We start from the raw sequence: 17,023 nt of genomic DNA, 5'->3' as shown, positions 1-17,023 counted from the left end.
CACACCCTCCCGGTCGGTGGTGTGGTCGTCCGCGAAACGACGGTCACCCGTCGCGTCCGGCACGTACTTCACACAGACAACGATCCTCAAGCTCATGAGCGGTTCTCCTGATACGGGTGCACTGGTCCATGGCCTCAGGTCATGCCCAGGGTACTGAGTGCCAAGTCCGGCCCGGCCGCGCCGCACGCGGAGCGGGCGCCACCTGGACCGGCATGCCGTGTCGGCTCTCTTCGACTGGCGTCAGAGGCTCGCCTCAGAGAATACGGCACTCAGTACCCCGCGTAAAGGAACTCAGTACCCTTCGCCCGTCGCCGGGGAGCCCCGGGCGCCCGCGAGCATCGTCCAGGACCCCGCGCGGAATCCACCGGACCCTCCGGGCGGGCCTGTCGCCGGGGCCACCCGTCCGGCGGCCCCGACCGGGCCGGGCGCTCGCGGCGCGCTGCGGCCATGGCGACGCTGCTCGCGCTCTCGCCCGTCCTGGTCCTCCCGGTGGTCGCGGCAGTGCTCTCGGTGGTGCTCGGCGGCCTGAGCGCGCGCACGGTGACGGTCGCGCTCCTGGTGACCCTGGCCCTCCCGGTGGTGGCGGCCGCCCGGCTGGTCCGCTCGGCCGCCCGGCTCCGCTAGGGCAGGTCGGACAGGCTCCGGCCGACCAGGGCGACGGCGGCCTCGGCCGTGTAGAGACGGAAGGTCAGCGACTCCTGGAGGTAGAGGTCGACCGAGTCGGCGGTGTGGGAGAGGTAGCCGACCGAGATGTCCTGGCCTAGGACGAGTTCGAAGTCGCCGCCGCGGGCCGACAGCAGGAAGGCGCCCTCGATGGCCGGGGCCCAGATGATCTCGCCGTCGAGGAGCCGGGCGATGTGCGCCGCCACCGGGTAGCCGTGGTCGCTGGTCTCGCTGACCGCGGTGAAGGCGTCGGCGCCGAGCAGCAGCGCGTAGGGCCCGCCGACTCCGGCGAGGCGCAGCGCGGAGAGCGCCCTCGCCACCGCGTTCGGGTATTCGCGGACGTCCGCCGGGAGCTGGATCGCCGGGTTGCTCGCACCGGCGCGGATGCCCTCGATGGCGGCGGCCCGGTACCCCTCGAAGACGGCGCGGTCCTCGGCGAGGGCGATGGTGCGGGCCGCGTCCTTGACCGGCTGCCAGTCGGAGTCGCGGGAGCCGCGCTCGACGTCGTCGACGGCGGCGCGGCTGACGGTGAAGGGCACCCGGAGCTCGACGACGGGCTGGGAGTCGCGGGCGTGGGCGAGCACCCCGTCGGCGGGCGGGGTGATGCCGGTCAGGTGGCCGGTGCCGACGGCGGCGAGGGTGGTGCCCTCGGGGCCGCTCAGGTCCACCACCCGGCGGCCGGCGATGTGGAGCTTGAAGGTCTGCCGGGCCTCCTCCTCGATCTCCTCCCAGGCCGCGGCGGAGACGGGGGCCAGGTCGCGGTGCAGATTGCTCATGACGAAGGGGTCCCTTTCAGGCTGCCGATGCCGAGCGAGCCGTCGGCGGCGGAGGGGGCGGTGGCGGTACTGGCGGTGGCGGCACTGGCGGCGGTGACCTCGGCCGGGGCGCCGGCGGGAGCGGGCGCGGCCGGCGGCCCGTCGAGGAACTCGGCGGTCGGGACGTAGAAGAGCGAGCCGGTCACCGCCGTGGAGAAGTCGAGCAGCCGGTCGTGACTGCCCGGCGGGCGGCCGACGAACATGTTGCGCAGCATCTCCTCCGTCACCTCGGGCGTGCGCGCGTAACCGATGAAGTACGTCCCGAACTCGCCGCCGCCGTCGAAGGATCCGAACGCCATGTTGAAGCGCATGATCTGCCGCTCCTCACCGTCGGGGCCGGTGATCGTGGTGAGGGCGACGTGCGAGTCGGCGGGCTTGGTCGCGTCGTCCAGCTCGATGTCGGTGAGCTTGGTGCGGCCGACGGCCCGTTCCTGCTGCTCCACCGGGAGCGTGTTCCAGGCGGTGAGGTCGTGCAGGTACTTCTGGACGACGACGTAGCTGCCGCCGGCGAACCCCGGGTCCTCCGCGCCGACCACCACGGCCGCCGCGGCCGCCCGCCCCTCGGGGTTCTCGGTACCGTCGACGAAGCCCAACAGGTCGCGGTCGTCGAAGTAGCGGAAGCCGTGGACGGAGTCGACGACGGTGGCGGCACCGGCCAGCCGGCGGGTGAGCTGGCCGGCCAGTTCGAAGCAGAGGTCCAACCGGGTGGCCCGCAGGTGGAGCAGCAGGTCGCCGGGGGTGGCGGGGGCCCGGTGACGGGCGCCCGCCACCTCCCGGAACGGGTGGAGCCCGGCGGGTCTGGGGCCGGCGAAGAGGCGGTCCCAGGCGTCGGAGCCGATGCCGGTGACGCAGGTCAGCCCGGCGTCGGGGGCCCGGAAGCCGACCGAGCGCCGCAGGCCGGCGAGGTCGGGCAGCAGGTCGCGGACGGCCTGCTCCCCGCCGGGGTCGATGGTGAGCACCAGGAAGATCGCGACGTTGGTCAGCGGCGTGAGGACGGCCTGCGGCTCCCCGGCCGGCGCGTTCGGGCTCTCGGGCGGCACGACGGTCTCCACTTCAGGGTTCCCGCGTGCTTCCCCGCCCGGTCCGGCGGTCCGCGACCGGACGGCCGGTGGGGCGGAGCGGCTCCGCGCTCGGAGCATGTCGGAGCGGCAGTGATCTGATCATGTGTACGATTACACCGCATAGTGGACATTCGGGCGCGATCAACACGCACCCGTCCGGCCCAGCGCCACGGCCCGGCGGACGCCCCCGTGAGGGGCGGGCCACCCGGCCCGCCCCTCGTCCCGCTCCGGCTCTCGTCCCGCTCCGGCCGTCGCCCGTTCGTGCCGTCAGGCCCGGAGGGCGGCCAGTTGCTCGGCGAACGGCACCACGGCCGCTGTGTCGGCCGGTGACGGCGCCGCCGTCGGCGGGCGGCCGGCCAGCAGGGTGGCCAGCTCGCCGGCTGCCCGGTCGATCCGGCCCGGCAGGCCGTCGGTGTGCCGGTCCCCCGTCGCGCCCCAGTCGTCCGTCGCCGCGTACACCGCGGTGGGCACGACCACCGAGCGCAGGTAGGCGAAGAGCGGCCGGACGGCGTGCTCCAGGGCGAGCGAGTGCCGGGGAGTGCCGCCGGTGGCGGCGATCAGCACCGGCTTCCCGGCGAGGACGTCGTGGTCGATCACGTCGAAGAAGGACTTGAACAGGCCGCTGTAGGAGGCGGTGAAGATCGGCGTCACGGCGATCAGGCCGTCGGCGCGCGTCACCGCCTCGACCGCCTCGCGCAGGGCCGCGCCCGGGAACCCGGTCACGAAGTTGTGCGCGATGTCGGTCGCGAGGTCCCGCAGTTCGATCACCGTGACGTCCACCGCGCCGCCTGCCGCGCCGAGCTGACGGGCCGTCGCCTCGGTCAGCCGGTCGGCCAGCAGGCGCGTGGAGGACGGCTTGCTCAACCCGGCGGTCACCACCGCCAGTCGGTACGTGCTCACTCGGCCACCTCCGTCGTCTCCTCCTGCGCGGCGAGTGCGGCCGCGACCCGGGCCGCGTGCGTCGGCCCGTCCGGGGCGCCCGCCGGGCGGCCCTTGGCGAACTCCTCGCGCAGCACCGGCACGACCTCCTCTCCCAGCAGGTCCAGCTGCTCCAGCACGGTCTTCAGCGGCAGGCCGGCGTGGTCCATCAGGAACAGCTGGCGCTGGTAGTCGCCGAACGACTCGCGGAAGGTCAGCGTCTTCTCGATGACCTCCTGCGGACTGCCCACGGTGAGCGGGGTCTGCTCGGTGAACTCCTCCAGCGAGGGGCCGTGGCCGTACACCGGCGCGTTGTCGAAGTACGGGCGGAACTCGCGCACCGCGTCCTGCGAGTTCTTCCGCATGAACAGCTGGCCGCCGAGCCCGACGTAGGCCTGCTCCGCCGTGCCGTGCCCGTAGTGGGCGTAGCGCTCGCGGTAGAGGTCGACCAGCTTCTGGAAGTGCTCCTTGGGCCAGAAGATGTTGTTCGCGAAGAAGCCGTCACCGTAGTAGGCGGCCTGCTCGGCGATCTCCGGGCTGCGGATCGAGCCGTGCCAGACGAACGGCGCGACGCCGTCCAGCGGGCGCGGGGTGGAGGTGAACGACTGCAGCGGGGTGCGGAAGCGGCCCGACCAGTCCACCACGTCCTCGCGCCACAGCTGGTGCAGCAGCGCGTAGTTCTCGACCGCCAGCGGGATGCCCTGGCGGATGTCCTTGCCGAACCACGGGTACACCGGGCCGGTGTTGCCGCGGCCCATCATGAGGTCGACCCGGCCGTCCGCGAGGTGCTGGAGCATCGCGAAGTCCTCGGCGATCTTCACCGGGTCGTTCGTGGTGATCAGCGTGGTCGAGGTGGAGAGGATGATGCGTTCGGTCCGCGCGGCTATGTAGCCGAGCATGGTCGTCGGCGAGGACGGCACGAACGGCGGGTTGTGGTGCTCGCCGGTCGCGAAGACGTCCAGGCCGACCTCCTCGGCCTTGCGGGCGATGGCCACCATCGCCTTGATCCGCTCGTGCTCGGTCGGGGTGCGGCCGGTGGTCGGGTCGGGGGTGACGTCGCCGACGGTGAAGATTCCGAACTGCATGCTGCTCACCACACTCCTGGTGAATCCCGGGGCGCGGGATTCGATCGTCAAAGTTTCAACCATCTTAGCACCGGCCGTTCCGCCGGTATTCCCCTGCGCGCCCCGCGGGCCGCCCAGGACCGCACGGGTGCGGGGCCGTACCGGCACACGGGCCGGGCAGGCCTTGAGGGCCCCGGGGCGGACCGGGCGGTTTCCCGGGCCGGCGGGACAATGGGAGGAGCAAGGACGGCCGACCCGGAGTCCCGGAAGGGCGGCGAGCCGATGGCGGCCTACATCGCGGTGAGTGCGCTGAGCCACGAGGGCCTGGTGCGCGAACACAACGAGGACAGCCTGACGGTCGGGCCGTGGACGCTCTGCGCGACCGTGACCGGCAACCCGCAGACCCTGCTCTTCCCGACCGGACCGCCCTGCGTGGTCGCGGTGGCGGACGGGCTCGGCGGGCACCCTGGGGGCGAGGTGGCGAGCGCGCTGGTGGCCCGGCGGCTGGCCGCCGCCGGGCCGGGCCTGGAGGGCGAGGAGACCGTCCGGGAGGCCCTGCAGTCCTGCAACCAGGCGGTGTACGCCGCGGCGGCCGAGGATCCGGAACTCGCCGCGATGGGCACGACGGTGGCGGGCGTGGTGCTGCTCCCCGAGCGGATCGTCGCCTTCAACGTCGGCGACAGCCGGGTCTACCGGGTGGAGCGGGACGGCCTGCGCCGGATCAGCGTGGACGACAGTCCGCCGCCGGCCCCCGGGCGGCGGACCACCTCGCTGATCACCCAGTCGCTCGGCGGCTCGTTCGGCCTGACCTTCGTCGAACCGCATGTGCGCGGCATGCCGCTGGCGGTCGGTGACCGGTACCTGGTGTGCAGCGACGGCCTGACCGATCCGGTGCCGGAGGAGGAGCTGTCGGCGCTGCTGACGGGCTCCGCCGAAGGATCGGAACGGGCCGACGGGCGCGCGGTCTACGACCTCTGGAGGGCGGCGATCGAGGCCGGCGGGCCGGACAACATCACGATGGCCCTGGTCCGGGTCGCCGGGTAGCCCCGGCGCGAGCCGCCGCCGGGGCCACGCGGGAGGCCCCGGCGGAGCGCCGCACGCGCTCCCCCGGGGCCTCCGGTCATCCGGGGCCGATCAGAACTCGGCCTTGATGTTCGCGCCGCCGAAGCCCTGCTGGGCGTAGAGGCTGGCGTAGACGTAACCCGCGGGCGGGTTGTCGATGGTGAGGGTCTCGGTGTTGTTGGAGGCGTTGACCGACCGGGCCGTGTAGGCGTTGGTGTACGCCCACGAGGCGGTGTTGAAGTAGAGGTCGGCGTTGCCGGTGCCGCCGGTGCTGGTCAGCTTCAGCTGCTTCGTCCCGGCCGGGATGTAGAGGTAGAAGTGGGCGTAGTTGCCGGTGGTCGCCGCCAGGTTGCTCCGCCGGCAGTTCCGGTCGAGCAGTCGGGTGTCGGCGGCGGAGCACTCGGGCATCCGCGAGACGGTGACCGCCCGGCTGGTGCTCGCGGTGGCGCCCTTGTCGTCGGTCACGGTCAGGGTGACGGTGTAGGTGCCGTCCGCGCCGTAGGTCTTGGTCGGGTTGGCGGCGGTGGAGGTGGTGCCGTCACCGAAGTTCCACGCGCGGGAGGCGATCGTGCCGTCCTTGTCGGTGGAGCGGTCGACGAAGGTGACGCTCAGCTCGCCGGTCGCGGTCGTGAAGGCCGCCGTGGGCGCCTGGTTGCCGCCCGGGTCGGTGCCGGTGCCGCAGGAGCCGGCCGCGCAGGCGGTCAGCCAGGCGTCGAAGTCGGCGTTGTAGCGGGTGCCGATGGTGGAGGTCAGGTAGCCGCGGGCGCCGTTCCAGTCCCCGGCGCGGTACTTGGCGAGCACCGCGTCCATGTCCGCGCGGTGCTTCTCCAGCATGTAACGGACGGCCAGGTAGCCCCAGTTGTAGACGCGGGTCTGGTCGGCGTTGTCGTACGTGGTGTCGAAGAGCGTGCTCAGGCTGTAGGTGTGCAGGCCGGCGGCGGACATCGCCGCGTCGTACGACACCTTGCGGTACGAGTAGGAGACGTACTCGGCGAAGCCCTCGACCCACCAGACGGTCGGCGTGGTCATCCCGGCGTTGAAGTCGCCGGCCATGTCGAACCGGCCGTCCAGGTAGTGGGTGTACTCGTGGTTGAGGTTCCAGACCTGGAAGTCCGGACGCACCCACTCGGCCTCGTAGGCGAGGAAGCGCGGCTGGTTGCCGACCGCGGCCGGGTCGCCCTCCAGGTACATGCCGCCGTTGTTGGTGTTGATGCCGTAGATGATCGCGGCGAACACGCCGTAGTCGAAGCGGCCGTGGAAGACCACGACCTCGATGGTGGTGTTCCGGTCGTTGGCCACCGGGCCGCCGTCGCGGACGACGGAGTGGAAGTAGGCGTCCTGGCCGGTCAGGCTGGTGCAGGCGGTGGACAGCTGGGTGGAGTCCAGGGCCTGGGCGAGGATCTTGATGCTCGGGCTGCAGGTGTAGCTGACCGTCAGATTGGCCGCCTTGAGGCGGTTGGCGGCGTCGCAGGTGCCGTAGTACGAGCAGTTGGCGGCGTCGTAGGCGGCCGTCATCTCGGCGGCGGCGGCCCACTGGTAGGCGGTGCGGCCGCCGACCGAGGCCTGGTCGACCAGGCCCTTGACCAGCGGGCGGTCCTTGGCCTGCAGCGGGGCGTACTGGAGGAAGCGGCCCATCTCGCGGGTGGCGTTGTAGACCAGGAAGCCGTAGTCACCGCCGAGCAGGGCGTTGTTGGCGCCGGCGAAGCCGTACAGCGAGTCCAGCACGCTCGGGTCGGCCTGGACGGCCGAGACGAACGCGGGGATCTGGTGGCCGCGCCACAGCACGGTGAAGACGCCGTTGAGGGCGTTTCCCATCCCGGCCGGGTTGTGGGTGGCGGCGTTGTAGTCGGCCAGCATGCGCTTGACGACGTACAGGTAGCGGACGTTCTCCTGCGCGCTGTCGATCAGTACGACGGCCTCGCCCAGCGTGCCCGAGTTGTCGGAACTCACGTCACGCGAGTGGGAGTTGGCGAAGAAGGTGTCCAGCGCGCCACGGATCGCGGCCTGCAGGGCGGTGCCGTAGGTGCCGACGTCGGCGGGGTGGTACCACTGCACGAAGTAGCCCGCGCGCAGGAAGAGCACCAACTGTCCGGCGGAGGTGGTGTTGTTGCCCGGGTAGGCGGCGGCGGTGTCGCGCAGGGCGTTGGCCACGGTGACCATCTGCGCCTCGCGGAAGGCCTTGTTGGCGTCGGTGCCGGTGAGCGTGAACAGCTGGTTGACGCAGCCGAGTTCGGCGGACTTGATCTGCTGGACCAGGGCGCTGCCGGTGCGGCTGGTGAAGTCGCCGACGTTGCAGGCCGCGGCGGTCGCGGCGGCGGACTGCTGCCCGGCGGACTTGGCCGACGTGGCGGCCGCCCCCGTCGAGGCGGCGTCCGCGGGCGCGGTGGCCGAGAGCGGGGCGCGGTCACTGGCGGGGACGGACCGGTTCTGGCCGTCGCCCTGCGCGGCGGCGCCGATGCCGGGCTGCGGGGCCGGACCGGCCGCCGTGGCGGACGGGGCGCCGCCGGGCTGCGGCGGGACCGGGGCAGGGGCGGCCTGGCCGCGCGGGGCGAACAGGCCGAGCGCCAGGAGCATCGCCAGGGCGATCGTCACCAGCCTGGCCAACTGAGGCAGTGGTGAAAGAGGTCGTGCGGTTCTCACGTGGGGGCCTCCGGGCCTTCTTCAACCGCGCTGGGGAGACGCGGCCTTGACGGGAGTGAGGACCGTTGCGACGGCGCCGTGGGGCGGCTCCGTCGTGCACACGGTGGGGAGTGTGACATGTACAATGGCATACATCACATGACGTGTGAAGCCCCTGGACACCGGCCTTCGGGCCGGACCCCGGGGCAGGCTCCCCGGACCGGTGACGACGAACGGCCGTTGGGCCGAGGAATCGACTTCCTCGGCCCAACGGCCGTTCTCCTACCGGGAGCTGAGCGGCCGGCAGCCGCGCACGTCACCGTGCGGACCGGACGGCCCCTCGGGTCCGGGCAGGTCAGGCAGGTCGGGCGGATCGGGCGGTCCGCCCCCCGGACCCCGGACCCGGGCGGATCACGTGCGCAGCAGCAGGATGACGCCGGCGGTGACCAGGCCGACCACCACCGCGGCCGCGCCGTACGCGAGCCGGTGCGCGCGCAGGACGGGCAGGAAGCGGTCCACGGCGTACCGGCCGGGCCCGGTCAGGGCGAGCGCGGCGGCGCCGGCGGTGAGCAGCAGCTCGTACTCGCTGCCCTTGGGCGCGAAGAAGCCGCCGCCCCAGGTGACGGCGAGCGCGTTGACCATGGTGCCCAGGATGGCGGCCGCGGCCAGCGGGGTCAGCAGGCCGGCGGCGAGCGCGAGGCCGCCGAAGGTCTCGGTGAGACCGGCGACCACGGCCATGGCGTCGCCGGCCGGGTAGCCGCTCATGGTGAAGAACTGACCGGTGCCGTCGAGGCCACCGCCGCCGAACCAGCCGAACAGCTTCTGACTGCCGTGCGCGGCCATGGTCAGGCCGAGCGCGAGGCGCAGCAGGAGCAGGCCCGCGTCATAGGCGTGCGGCGAGGTCAGCGCGGGCTCGGGGGCTGCCCGGCCCGGGAGGACGGTGGCGGTGGTGGGGGCGGTCGTGCTCGGGCTGGTGCTCGGCATGCGCGTCTCCATCGATCGGGGTCGGTCGAAGCAAAAGGGGTCACGGACGGTTACGAACGAACCGGTCGTTCAAATTCGAACCGCCGCCGTTCGACCGTACCTGGGAGTTCGAATTTGAACAACCGGCGCGAGTGCGGGGAGTGAGCGAACGGGCACGCGGACCGGCCGACCGGTACGTGGCAACCGGTCGCGCCCGGCCGGGCACCGGGGCAGGGTGGAGGCATGGCTCACACGGAATTCCAGCGACCGGCCCGGCCCGGCACCCCGTACGCCGAGGCGCTGGCGGCCTTCGGCGAGCGCGTCCGGCTGGTCGGGCCCGACCGGTGGGACGCGCCCACTCCGTGCACCGACTGGTCGGTGCGGGACCTCGTCAACCACCTCACCGGCGAGCAGCTCTGGGTGCCCGAGCTGCTGATGGGCTCGACCGTCTCCGAGGTCGGCGGCCGGTTCGACGGCGATGTCCTCGGCGCCGACCCGGCGGCCGCCTGGACGGCCGCCGCCGAGGCCGCCCGCACCGCGTTCGAGGTGCCCGGCGCCACCGAGCTGACCGTCCACCTCTCGTTCGGCGACGCCTCCGGCCAGTACTACCTGGACCAGCTCACCGCCGACACCGTCGTCCACACCTGGGACCTCGCCGAGGCGATCGGCCACGGCACCCGGCTGCCGGACGGCCTGGTGGAGTTCGCGCTCGGCGAGCTGGCCGGGTACGGGGACCTCTCCGGCAGCGGAGTGTTCGACCCGCCGCTGCCGGTGCCGGACGGCGCGAGCCCGCAGACCCGGCTGCTCGCCCTCGCCGGCCGCCGCGACCGCCCCTGACCCGTGACACCCAGGGTCCCCGGCCGGTCACCCGGGGTGGTACGACCGGCCCGACCGGTGCCGGACGCCGGATACTGGAGGTGTTCGGGGGGATCACCGGACGAGAGGCGGGCGCGCCATGAGCCGCAGGCCTGACATCCTCGGCGAGTTCACCGCCGACCACCGGGCGGTGACGGAGCTGCTCGCCCGGATCGAGGCCGCGCCGGACGGCGCGCCCGAGCGCGGCGAGCTGGTCGGGCAGCTGACCGACCTGCTGTTCGCCCACTGCGCCGCCGAGGAGGAGTACCTGTTCCCGGTCGTCCAGCACGATGTGCCGGACGGCGGGGCGGTGGTGTTCACGAGCATCCACGAGCACCTCGCGATCGGCCAGTACCTCTCCGACCTGCAAGGGGTCGGACCGGGCGAGCCGGCCTTCGCCACGCTGTACCAGGGCCTCGCCGACGCCGTCCGCCGGCACCTGGCGGTGGAGGAGGAGCAGGTCTTCCCGCTCGCCCGGAAGGCGCTGCCGGCCGCCGCCCGGGCCGAACTCGGCGAGCGGCTGCGGGCCGGGCGGCGGGAGGCCGCCGAGCCGGGGCCGTAGCCGCGCCGGCCGGTCAGGGCCCGCCGCAGGCCCGAGGGCGCCCGGCGGTCCTACGGCGGCGCGGGCCTCAGGCCTTCGGACTGATCACCGCGAAGCGGCCGCCCTCCGGGTCCCGGAGGCGGGCCACCCGCCCGTACGGCGAGTCGAAGGCCGCCCCGAGGGCCGAGCCGCCGAGTTCCTCCGCCCGGGCGAGCGCCGCGTCGGTGTCCGGCACCGAGAACGACACCTCCCAGTGCGGTGACAGCCCGGTCGGGCCGCCCGCCTGCTCCCTGGCGAGGGCCGCCACGCTGTGGCCCTCGGCCCGCAGCACCACCCGGTCGTGCTCCCAGCGCACCTCGAAGTGCTCCGGATCGCGGCCGTCCCAGCGGAACACCTCGCCGTAGAAGAGCGCGGCCGCGAACGGGTCCGGCGTGCGCAGCTCGATCCAGACCGGCGCGCCCGGCAGGTCCAGGCGCCGGGCCCGGCCCAGCGGGCCCTCCCAGATTCCGAACACCGCGCCCGCCGGGTCCGCGGCGAACGCGACCCGCCCGGCGTCGAAGGCCAGCGGGCCCACCGCCAGGGTCGCGCCGCGCTCACGGACGGCGTCGGCGGCGGCATCGGCGCTCTCCGTCCCGAAGTAGCTGGTCCACGCCACGGGCATCTGCCAGGCACCGCCGGCGACCCCCAGACCGGCCACCGCCTCGCCGCCGGCCACCGCGTGCACGTACGGGCCGAAGCGGTCCGGTCCGGGCTCGAACTCCCAGCCCAGCAGCGGCCCGTAGAACGCCTTCGCCGCGTCGAGATCACGCGCCATCAGGCTCACCCAGCACGGAACGGCCGCCACGCAGCGCACCTTGGCGGTCTCACCGCTGCCCATCGCGCACCTCCTCGGCGCCCGGCCGCCGGGCCCCTCCCGACTCCCACGGCCTACCGGCCGCCCGGGCGGGTTCAGCCTAGGCCGACATGCCGACCCGGGCACGCCGCGGCGCGCAGGGACGGCGGCGCTCGCGCCGCCCGCCGGGCGTGCGGCTACCGCCCGGGCACGGGCGGCTACCCGGCGTAGCGGCGCCGCTCGGGTCCTGCGGGCCGGGTCGGCCGGAGGGCGGGTGCGGTCACCGCCACCTCCCCCGCCGGTCGCCGACCGAGCCCTGGAGCCGGGCGACCAGGTGGAGGCGGTCGCCCGCCGCGGTGTCGGCGGGCCGGGCCCCCTCGGTCCAGGGCGGTTCGGTGCGCGGACCGGGCCGGTCGTACAGGTCGAGGACGGTGAAGCCGTGGGCGGCGAGCAGACCGCGCAGCTCCTGCGGGAAGAGCAGCCGCCAGGCCGAGTGCTGCACGACGGCCGGGGCGCCGTCGTCGCTCGTCCAGGTCCGGGTGCGGCGCAGCAGCTGGGCGGCGTGGTCGATCCGGAGCACGGTGTGCGAGGTGTGGGTGACGCCGTCGTGCGTGACGCGGTCGGTGCGCGGGGCGTCGAGGAGGTCGGTGCGGCCGAGGAAGAAGGCACCGTTGCGCAGCTCGGCGACCAGCAGGCCGCCCGGGCGCAGGTGGCGGCGGAGCCGGCCGAACAGCGCGTCGAGGTCCTCGTTGGTGTGGCAGTAAAGGAGGGCGCTGTCCAGGCAGAGGACGGCGTCGAAGCGGCCGGGCAGGCGGAAGGTCCGCATGTCGCCCACGTGGTAGGCGGGCCCGGGGTGGTGGGTGCGGGCGTGCCGGATCATCGCCTCCGAGCTGTCGACGCCGGTCACCGCCCGCCCGGCGGCGCGGTGCAGCCAGCCGGCGTCCCGCCCGGTGCCGCAGCCGAGGTCGAGCACCTCTGGCCCGGCGCGGTGCTCGCGGAGCACCGACTCGGCCCACCGGGCGGCGACGAACCCCGGGTCGGGGAAGCGGAGTTCGTAGAGCTCCGGGGTGTCGGTGAGCAGGTTGTGGCCGGTCATCGGGCCTCGCTGGGGAGTGGGCGGGCGGGGGGCGGGCGGCGTCCGGTGGCGCGTCATCGCCCGGCGGCCGGGGCCGGGCGGACGCCGAGCCCGGCCCGGGCCGGGGTGCGGACGATGCCGTCGCTGCCGCCGATGCCCTGCCAGGGGTCGTGGGCGAGCAGCAGGTGCCCGTCCAGGTCGATCCAGCGGGCCCGGTCGGCGAGGTGGACGGCCGGGGCGATGCCGAGCGAGCTGGCGACGAGGCAGCCGAGCATCAGCTCGGTGCCGCTGCCCCGCAGGGCCGCCCGGATGCGCAGCACCTGGTGCACGCCGCCGCATTTGGCGAGCTTGAGGTTGACCCCGTGGACGCGCCCGGCGAGCCGGCAGGCGTCCTCGTAGCCGACGGCGTCCTCGTCGGCGATCACCGGGACCGGTGAGCGTTCGGCGACGGCGGCCAGCGCGTCCGGACGGCCGGGGGCGATCGGCTGCTCGACGGCCTCGACGCCGGCGGCGGCGAAGTCCGGGAGGAGCCGGTGGGCCTGTTCCTCCGTCCAGGCGCCGTTGGGGTCGAGCAGCAGCCCGGCCCCGGGGGCCGCCTCGCGGACGGCGCGGACCCGGGCGAGGTCGTCCGCGGGATCGGCGGAGCCGGCCTTGACCTTGAGCACGGTGAACCCGGCGGCGGCCAGCCGGGCGGCCCGGTCCGCGGCCCGGTCGGGCGGCTCGATGCCGATGGTGCGGGCGGTGGCGACGGCCACCGGCTCCGGCCGGCCGAGCAGCCGGTGGACGGGCTCACCGGCCCGCCGGCCGGCCAGGTCGAGCAGGGCGGCCTCGACGGCGGCCAGCACCCCGGCCGACAGCTCCTTGAACGGGGCGGCGCCGCGGCGGAGTTCGGCGAGCGCCTGGTCCGGATCCGGCAGGCGCTCCAACGCCGGTCGCAGCTCGTCGAGTTCACGCCGGATGAGCTCGATGGGCCGGCGCAGGTAGCCGCTGGCGACGGCCTCGCCGCGGCCCGTGAGGCCGTCGTACCGCAGGGCGACCAGGACGGCGTCGCGCTCGGCGGTCACCGAGCGGGAGATCCGCAGCGGTTCGGCGAGCCGGAGCCGTACGGTGCGTACGTCGAGCCTCATCGGCCCTCCCCGGGGCGGTCCGTGGGGTCGGGGAGGTCCGGGCGGTCGGGGCGGACGGCCGGGCCGGCCGGGCCGCCGTGCCCGGTGCGCCAGCGCGCCCAGCCGGTGACCTCGACGGCGGCGGGGTGCGGGATCTCGATCGGGCGCGGCGCGGCGTGCTCCGCCCCCAGCCCGTGCCGCCGGCAGAACGCGTCGTCGTAGACGGTGCCCAGGTAGCGGTGCGGACCGTCGGGGAAGACGGTGGCGACGGCGGCGCCCGGCTGCACCCGGGCGGCCCAGGCGGCGACCAGGGCGACGGCGCCGGTGCTCCAGCCCCCGGTGACGAAGGCCCCGCGGGCCAGCCGGCGGCAGGCGTCCACGGCCTCGGCCGGGCCGACCCAGTGGATCTCGTCGAAGGCCTGGTGGGCGACGTTGCGCGGGTGGATCGAGCTGCCGAGTCCGCGCATCAGCCGGGGCCGGGCGGGCTGGCCGAAGATGGTCGAGCCGACCGAGTCGACGCCGATGATCCGCAGGGCCGGCCAGCGGCGGCGGAGCGGTTCGGCCAGCCCGGCGCTGTGGCCGCCGGTGCCGACGCTGCACACCAGCACGTCCAGGTGGTCGAGCTCGGCGGTGATCTCCCGGGCCATCGCCCGGTAGCCGGCCGCGTTGTCGGGGTTGTTGTACTGGTCGGGCCAGTAGGCGCCGGGGAGTTGGTCGAGCAGGGTGCGCAGCCGGGCCAGCCGGGCGGCCTGCCAGCCGCCGTGCCGGGCCGGCCGGTAGACGAGCTCCAGCCGAGCGCCGTAGGAGTGGAGCAACTGGCGCATGGACGGTTCGAGTTCGGCGTCGCCGACCAGGACGACGGGGTGGCCGAGGGCCTGACCGGCGAAGGCGAGGCCGATGCCGAGGGTGCCCGAGGTGGACTCCACCACCGTGGCGCCGGGCCGGAGTTCACCGCGTTCGTGGGCGCCGCGGAGTATGGCGACGGCGGACCGGGCCTTCATCCCGCCGGCGCCGAGGCCCTCCAGCTTGGCCCAGAAGCCGGGGTGGGGGTGCGGCAGCGGGGTGCCGATCCGGGCGAGCGGGGTGCGGCCGAGCAGCGGCAGCAGGTCGGGGTTGCCGAGGGCCGCGGGGGCGAGCAGCGTGGTCACCGGCCACCGCCGTCCGCCCGGCCGGCCGGCGGGTGCCCGCCGTACAGGTGGAGCGGGCTGGGGCCGCCGTCGAGCCAGAAGAAGGGGTAGGGCTCGGCGCTGACGGCGCTCACGCCGTCGCCGAGCAGCCGGGGCAGCACGGCGCTGCCGGTCTGGGCGAAGAGCACCAGCGGCTTGCCGGTGGCGCGGGCGTGCGCGAGCAGCGGGTCGAGCGTGCCGTTGCCGAGGGTCATGCCGGAGGCGAGGATCGCGTCGCACTCGTCGAGCCGGGCGGACGCGTCGGGGTGGACGGTCTCGCCCCACTCGGTGGTGCCGCCGACGAAGTCGCAGGCCAGGTACCCGAGGCCGCGCGAACGAAGCTGCTCCAGCAGGGAGTTGACCACGCCGACGACCAGCACCCGGCCGGTCGTCGCGGCCGGGAGCAGGCCGACGACGGCGCGCGCCCGGGCCCGGGACTTCGCCAGCGAGTCACCGGCCGGAACGGTCACCGGCCGGGCGCCGTGGGCCGGGCCGTGCGGGCGGCAACGCATCAGGTAGGCGTCGAGCGCGGCGACCCGGACCGGTACGAGCGGGTGGTCGAGCAGTTCGGCGACGGACGCGCCGACGCAGTCGGTGAGCGCCTCGGCGGGCAGCTCGCCGGGTTCGACCGCGCAGGAGCCGACGGCCGCGCCGAGGCGCAGGCTGAGCACCTCGTTGCGGTAGCCGCGGGCGCGTCCGGCGTGCCGCACGGCCTGCGCGGTGGTGAAGGCGAGGGCGATCCGCTGCCCGGCCGGGTCGGGCCCGTACGCTCCGGCGCGGGCCCGCCCGGCGATCCGGTCCAGGGCCGTACCGGGGAGGGTGGTGGTCATCCGGACACCGCCGCCCCGGCGGCGCGGTCGGACCGGAGGGGTGCGGGCGGGCCCTTCGACCCGGCGGGCCCCGCGTCCGGGCCGTCGGCGGTGTAGCGGGGGGTCAGCCCGGCGATCAGCCGCTCGGCCTCCCGGCGGGCGCCGGCGCCGGCGGTGTCGGTGGTCATCACATGGCCGAGGTACTCGTTGTTGCTGGTGGCGGGCCGGACGTCGCGCCCGGGGGCGGCGAGGGCCAGCTCGACCACGGCGCCGTCACGCCGGACGGCCGGTTCGCCCTCGAAGCCCTCCAGCAGGCCGGCCTGCCCCTCCCCCGGGACGAGGAAGGCGATCGCGGCGCTGCTGACCCCGGTGCGGTGGACGGTCAGGTCGGGACGGCGGCCGAGCGCGAGGTCCACGCAGGCGGCGGCGAGGTCGACGCCGGTGACCCGGCGGACCAGCTCGGTGATCCGGTTGCCGGCCGGGCGGGGGTTGACCTCCACCACCCGGGGCCCGGTCGGGGTCAGTTTGATCTCGGTGTGCGCGACGACCCGGTCCAGGCCGAGGGCGGCCAGCGCGGCGACGGCCGTCCCGGCCGCGGCGGCCGTGTCTTCGGCGCTCAGCACGGCGGGGAACATGTGGCCGGTCTCGACGAAGGCGGGCGCGCCGCCGACGCTCTTGTCGGTGACCCCGATCACCACGGTGTCGCCGTCGGCGCAGACGGTCTCGACACTGACCTCCGGGCCGGTCAGCAGCTCCTCCAGCAGGACGAGGGGGGCCCGGAGCTGGCCGCGGGCGTTGGCCGGGAAGGCCTCCAGGGCCCGGAGCGCGGAGGCCAGTTCGCGTTCGTCCGCGACCGCGCGGACGAGCATCCCGGCGCAGAGGTCCACCGGCTTGACCACCAGCGGGAAGCCGAGCTCCCGGGCGGCGGCCAGGGCCTGCTCCCGGTCGGCGCAGAGCGCGTACGCGGGCCCGGGGACGCCGGCCGCGGCGAGCGCGCGGCGGGTGAGGTCCTTGCGGCAGGCGGCGGCGACGGCCTCGGGCGCCGGCCCGGGCAGCCCGAGCCGGCGGGCGACCCGGGCGACCAGCGGCAGGTAGTAGTCGCAGGAGGAGATCACCCCGTCGAAGCCGAGCACCCCGTGCAGCCGCTCGACGTGCGGGAGCAGGGCGGCGGGATCGTTGGTGTCGGCGGTGAGCACGTTCTCCGCGGCGAGCAGCGGGTGCGGGCCGTCGGTGGGCGCCTCCCGCAGGTAGTGGTGCAGGTCGCGGGTGAGGAAGGTGAAGCGGTGGCCGCTCTCCCCCAGGGCCCTGGGCAGCAGTCTGCTCATGGAGCCGACCCAGCTTTCGATCACCAGCAGATGCGCCACGGATCTCCCTCTCGACGACGCGCGCGGCAAGCCGGTCCGACGTGCCGAAGGCGACCGTAACGGCATTCGTTTTCATTTTCAACACGCTCGCGCGGCTCTTCCGACAGGGC

16 protein-coding genes and 1 pseudogene are annotated in these 17,023 nt (G+C 74.7%); 4 read left to right on the top strand and 13 right to left on the bottom strand.

Annotated elements, in window-relative coordinates:
• Positions 1-96 (bottom strand): annotated as a pseudogene (locus ACZ34W_RS26855) (electron transfer flavoprotein subunit beta); the annotation flags it as partial.
• 351 nt (positions 97-447) lie between these two features.
• Between ACZ34W_RS26855 and ACZ34W_RS26850 the strand changes: the two are divergent.
• A complete protein-coding gene (locus ACZ34W_RS26850; RefSeq protein WP_465607689.1) occupies positions 448-624 on the top strand; it encodes a hypothetical protein in 177 nt (58 codons plus the stop codon).
• Here the strand turns inward: ACZ34W_RS26850 and ACZ34W_RS26845 are convergent.
• The 4 genes from ACZ34W_RS26845 to ACZ34W_RS26830 all read right to left on the bottom strand — a co-directional run bounded on the left by ACZ34W_RS26845 (position 621) and on the right by ACZ34W_RS26830 (position 4,542).
• The gene (locus ACZ34W_RS26845; protein ID WP_329486974.1) at positions 621-1,439 is read right to left on the bottom strand and encodes a family 1 encapsulin nanocompartment shell protein; all 819 of its coding nucleotides are present in this window, start codon (positions 1,437-1,439) and stop codon (positions 621-623) included. The two genes, ACZ34W_RS26850 and ACZ34W_RS26845, sit on opposite strands and share 4 nt — an antisense overlap.
• Positions 1,436-2,530, bottom strand: a complete 1,095-nt coding sequence (locus ACZ34W_RS26840; protein WP_465607686.1) for a Dyp-type peroxidase — start codon at positions 2,528-2,530, stop codon at positions 1,436-1,438. Before ACZ34W_RS26840 ends, ACZ34W_RS26845 begins: the two co-directional genes overlap by 4 nt.
• 276 nt (positions 2,531-2,806) lie before the next feature.
• Positions 2,807-3,439 carry an FMN reductase gene (locus tag ACZ34W_RS26835; RefSeq protein WP_465607685.1) on the bottom strand — a complete coding sequence of 211 codons (633 nt, stop codon included), beginning with the start codon at positions 3,437-3,439 and terminating at the stop codon, positions 2,807-2,809.
• Positions 3,436-4,542, bottom strand: coding sequence for an LLM class flavin-dependent oxidoreductase (locus ACZ34W_RS26830; RefSeq protein WP_465607700.1), 1,107 nt, complete (start codon positions 4,540-4,542; stop codon positions 3,436-3,438). The genes ACZ34W_RS26835 and ACZ34W_RS26830 overlap by 4 nt, the downstream gene beginning before the upstream one ends.
• Before the next feature lie 261 nt (positions 4,543-4,803).
• On the opposite strand from ACZ34W_RS26830, the gene ACZ34W_RS26825 reads away from it, so the two are divergent.
• The gene (locus ACZ34W_RS26825; protein WP_329486978.1) at positions 4,804-5,565 is read left to right on the top strand and encodes a PP2C family protein-serine/threonine phosphatase; all 762 of its coding nucleotides are present in this window, start codon (positions 4,804-4,806) and stop codon (positions 5,563-5,565) included.
• A 90-nt stretch (positions 5,566-5,655) separates the two neighbouring features.
• On the opposite strand, the gene ACZ34W_RS26820 is transcribed toward ACZ34W_RS26825, so the two are convergent.
• The gene (locus ACZ34W_RS26820; protein ID WP_465607698.1) at positions 5,656-8,157 is read right to left on the bottom strand and encodes a collagenase; all 2,502 of its coding nucleotides are present in this window, start codon (positions 8,155-8,157) and stop codon (positions 5,656-5,658) included.
• A 456-nt stretch (positions 8,158-8,613) separates the two neighbouring features.
• On the bottom strand, positions 8,614-9,186 hold the full coding sequence (locus tag ACZ34W_RS26815) for a DoxX family membrane protein (RefSeq protein WP_465607682.1): 573 nt from the start codon (positions 9,184-9,186) through the stop codon (positions 8,614-8,616).
• Positions 9,187-9,408: 222 nt separating this feature from the next.
• On the opposite strand from ACZ34W_RS26815, the gene ACZ34W_RS26810 reads away from it, so the two are divergent.
• Together ACZ34W_RS26810 and ACZ34W_RS26805 are read left to right on the top strand one after the other, a co-directional pair.
• Complete coding sequence (locus tag ACZ34W_RS26810) at positions 9,409-10,002, top strand: TIGR03086 family metal-binding protein (protein WP_380390568.1); 594 nt, start codon at positions 9,409-9,411, stop codon at positions 10,000-10,002.
• A gap of 118 nt (positions 10,003-10,120) precedes the next feature.
• On the top strand, positions 10,121-10,582 hold the full coding sequence (locus tag ACZ34W_RS26805) for a hemerythrin domain-containing protein (protein WP_329486981.1): 462 nt from the start codon (positions 10,121-10,123) through the stop codon (positions 10,580-10,582).
• A gap of 67 nt (positions 10,583-10,649) precedes the next feature.
• On the opposite strand, the gene ACZ34W_RS26800 is transcribed toward ACZ34W_RS26805, so the two are convergent.
• The 6 genes from ACZ34W_RS26800 to ACZ34W_RS26775 form a co-directional block, all read right to left on the bottom strand.
• Positions 10,650-11,438: a VOC family protein gene (locus tag ACZ34W_RS26800; protein WP_396491655.1), complete on the bottom strand. Its 789-nt coding sequence runs from the start codon at positions 11,436-11,438 to the stop codon at positions 10,650-10,652.
• 235 nt (positions 11,439-11,673) lie between these two features.
• Positions 11,674-12,489: a class I SAM-dependent methyltransferase gene (locus ACZ34W_RS26795; protein ID WP_465607679.1), complete on the bottom strand. Its 816-nt coding sequence runs from the start codon at positions 12,487-12,489 to the stop codon at positions 11,674-11,676.
• Positions 12,490-12,542: 53 nt separating this feature from the next.
• Positions 12,543-13,595 carry a dipeptide epimerase gene (locus ACZ34W_RS26790; protein ID WP_465607677.1) on the bottom strand — a complete coding sequence of 351 codons (1,053 nt, stop codon included), beginning with the start codon at positions 13,593-13,595 and terminating at the stop codon, positions 12,543-12,545.
• Positions 13,592-14,722, bottom strand: a complete 1,131-nt coding sequence (locus ACZ34W_RS26785) for a PLP-dependent cysteine synthase family protein (protein ID WP_465607675.1) — start codon at positions 14,720-14,722, stop codon at positions 13,592-13,594. Before ACZ34W_RS26785 ends, ACZ34W_RS26790 begins: the two co-directional genes overlap by 4 nt.
• On the bottom strand, positions 14,719-15,570 hold the full coding sequence (locus ACZ34W_RS26780; RefSeq protein ID WP_465607673.1) for a Rossmann-like domain-containing protein: 852 nt from the start codon (positions 15,568-15,570) through the stop codon (positions 14,719-14,721). Before ACZ34W_RS26780 ends, ACZ34W_RS26785 begins: the two co-directional genes overlap by 4 nt.
• Complete coding sequence (locus ACZ34W_RS26775) at positions 15,567-16,913, bottom strand: ATP-grasp domain-containing protein (protein ID WP_465607671.1); 1,347 nt, start codon at positions 16,911-16,913, stop codon at positions 15,567-15,569. Before ACZ34W_RS26775 ends, ACZ34W_RS26780 begins: the two co-directional genes overlap by 4 nt.
• Positions 16,914-17,023: the final 110 nt, after the last annotated feature.

It is taken from the genome of Kitasatospora sp. NPDC022856, assembly GCF_055561235.1.
Note: the sequence above shows the minus strand (reverse complement) of the source record. Positions and strands in the feature narration are given on the sequence as shown.

Bases quoted from the DNA above. Each gene is read 5' to 3' on its own strand.
- ACZ34W_RS26850 (WP_465607689.1), top strand. From the start codon at position 448: ATGGCGACGCTGCTCGCGCTCTCGCCCGTCCTGGTCCTCCCGGTGGTC.
- ACZ34W_RS26845 (WP_329486974.1), bottom strand. From the start codon at position 1,439: ATGAGCAATCTGCACCGCGACCTGGCCCCCGTCTCCGCCGCGGCCTGG.
- ACZ34W_RS26830 (WP_465607700.1), bottom strand. From the start codon at position 4,542: ATGCAGTTCGGAATCTTCACCGTCGGCGACGTCACCCCCGACCCGACC.
- ACZ34W_RS26825 (WP_329486978.1), top strand. From the start codon at position 4,804: ATGGCGGCCTACATCGCGGTGAGTGCGCTGAGCCACGAGGGCCTGGTG.
- ACZ34W_RS26820 (WP_465607698.1), bottom strand. From the start codon at position 8,157: ATGCTCCTGGCGCTCGGCCTGTTCGCCCCGCGCGGCCAGGCCGCCCCT.
- ACZ34W_RS26815 (WP_465607682.1), bottom strand. From the start codon at position 9,186: ATGCCGAGCACCAGCCCGAGCACGACCGCCCCCACCACCGCCACCGTC.
- ACZ34W_RS26810 (WP_380390568.1), top strand. From the start codon at position 9,409: ATGGCTCACACGGAATTCCAGCGACCGGCCCGGCCCGGCACCCCGTAC.
- ACZ34W_RS26805 (WP_329486981.1), top strand. From the start codon at position 10,121: ATGAGCCGCAGGCCTGACATCCTCGGCGAGTTCACCGCCGACCACCGG.
- ACZ34W_RS26800 (WP_396491655.1), bottom strand. From the start codon at position 11,438: ATGGGCAGCGGTGAGACCGCCAAGGTGCGCTGCGTGGCGGCCGTTCCG.
- ACZ34W_RS26795 (WP_465607679.1), bottom strand. From the start codon at position 12,489: ATGACCGGCCACAACCTGCTCACCGACACCCCGGAGCTCTACGAACTC.
- ACZ34W_RS26790 (WP_465607677.1), bottom strand. From the start codon at position 13,595: ATGAGGCTCGACGTACGCACCGTACGGCTCCGGCTCGCCGAACCGCTG.
- ACZ34W_RS26780 (WP_465607673.1), bottom strand. From the start codon at position 15,570: ATGACCACCACCCTCCCCGGTACGGCCCTGGACCGGATCGCCGGGCGG.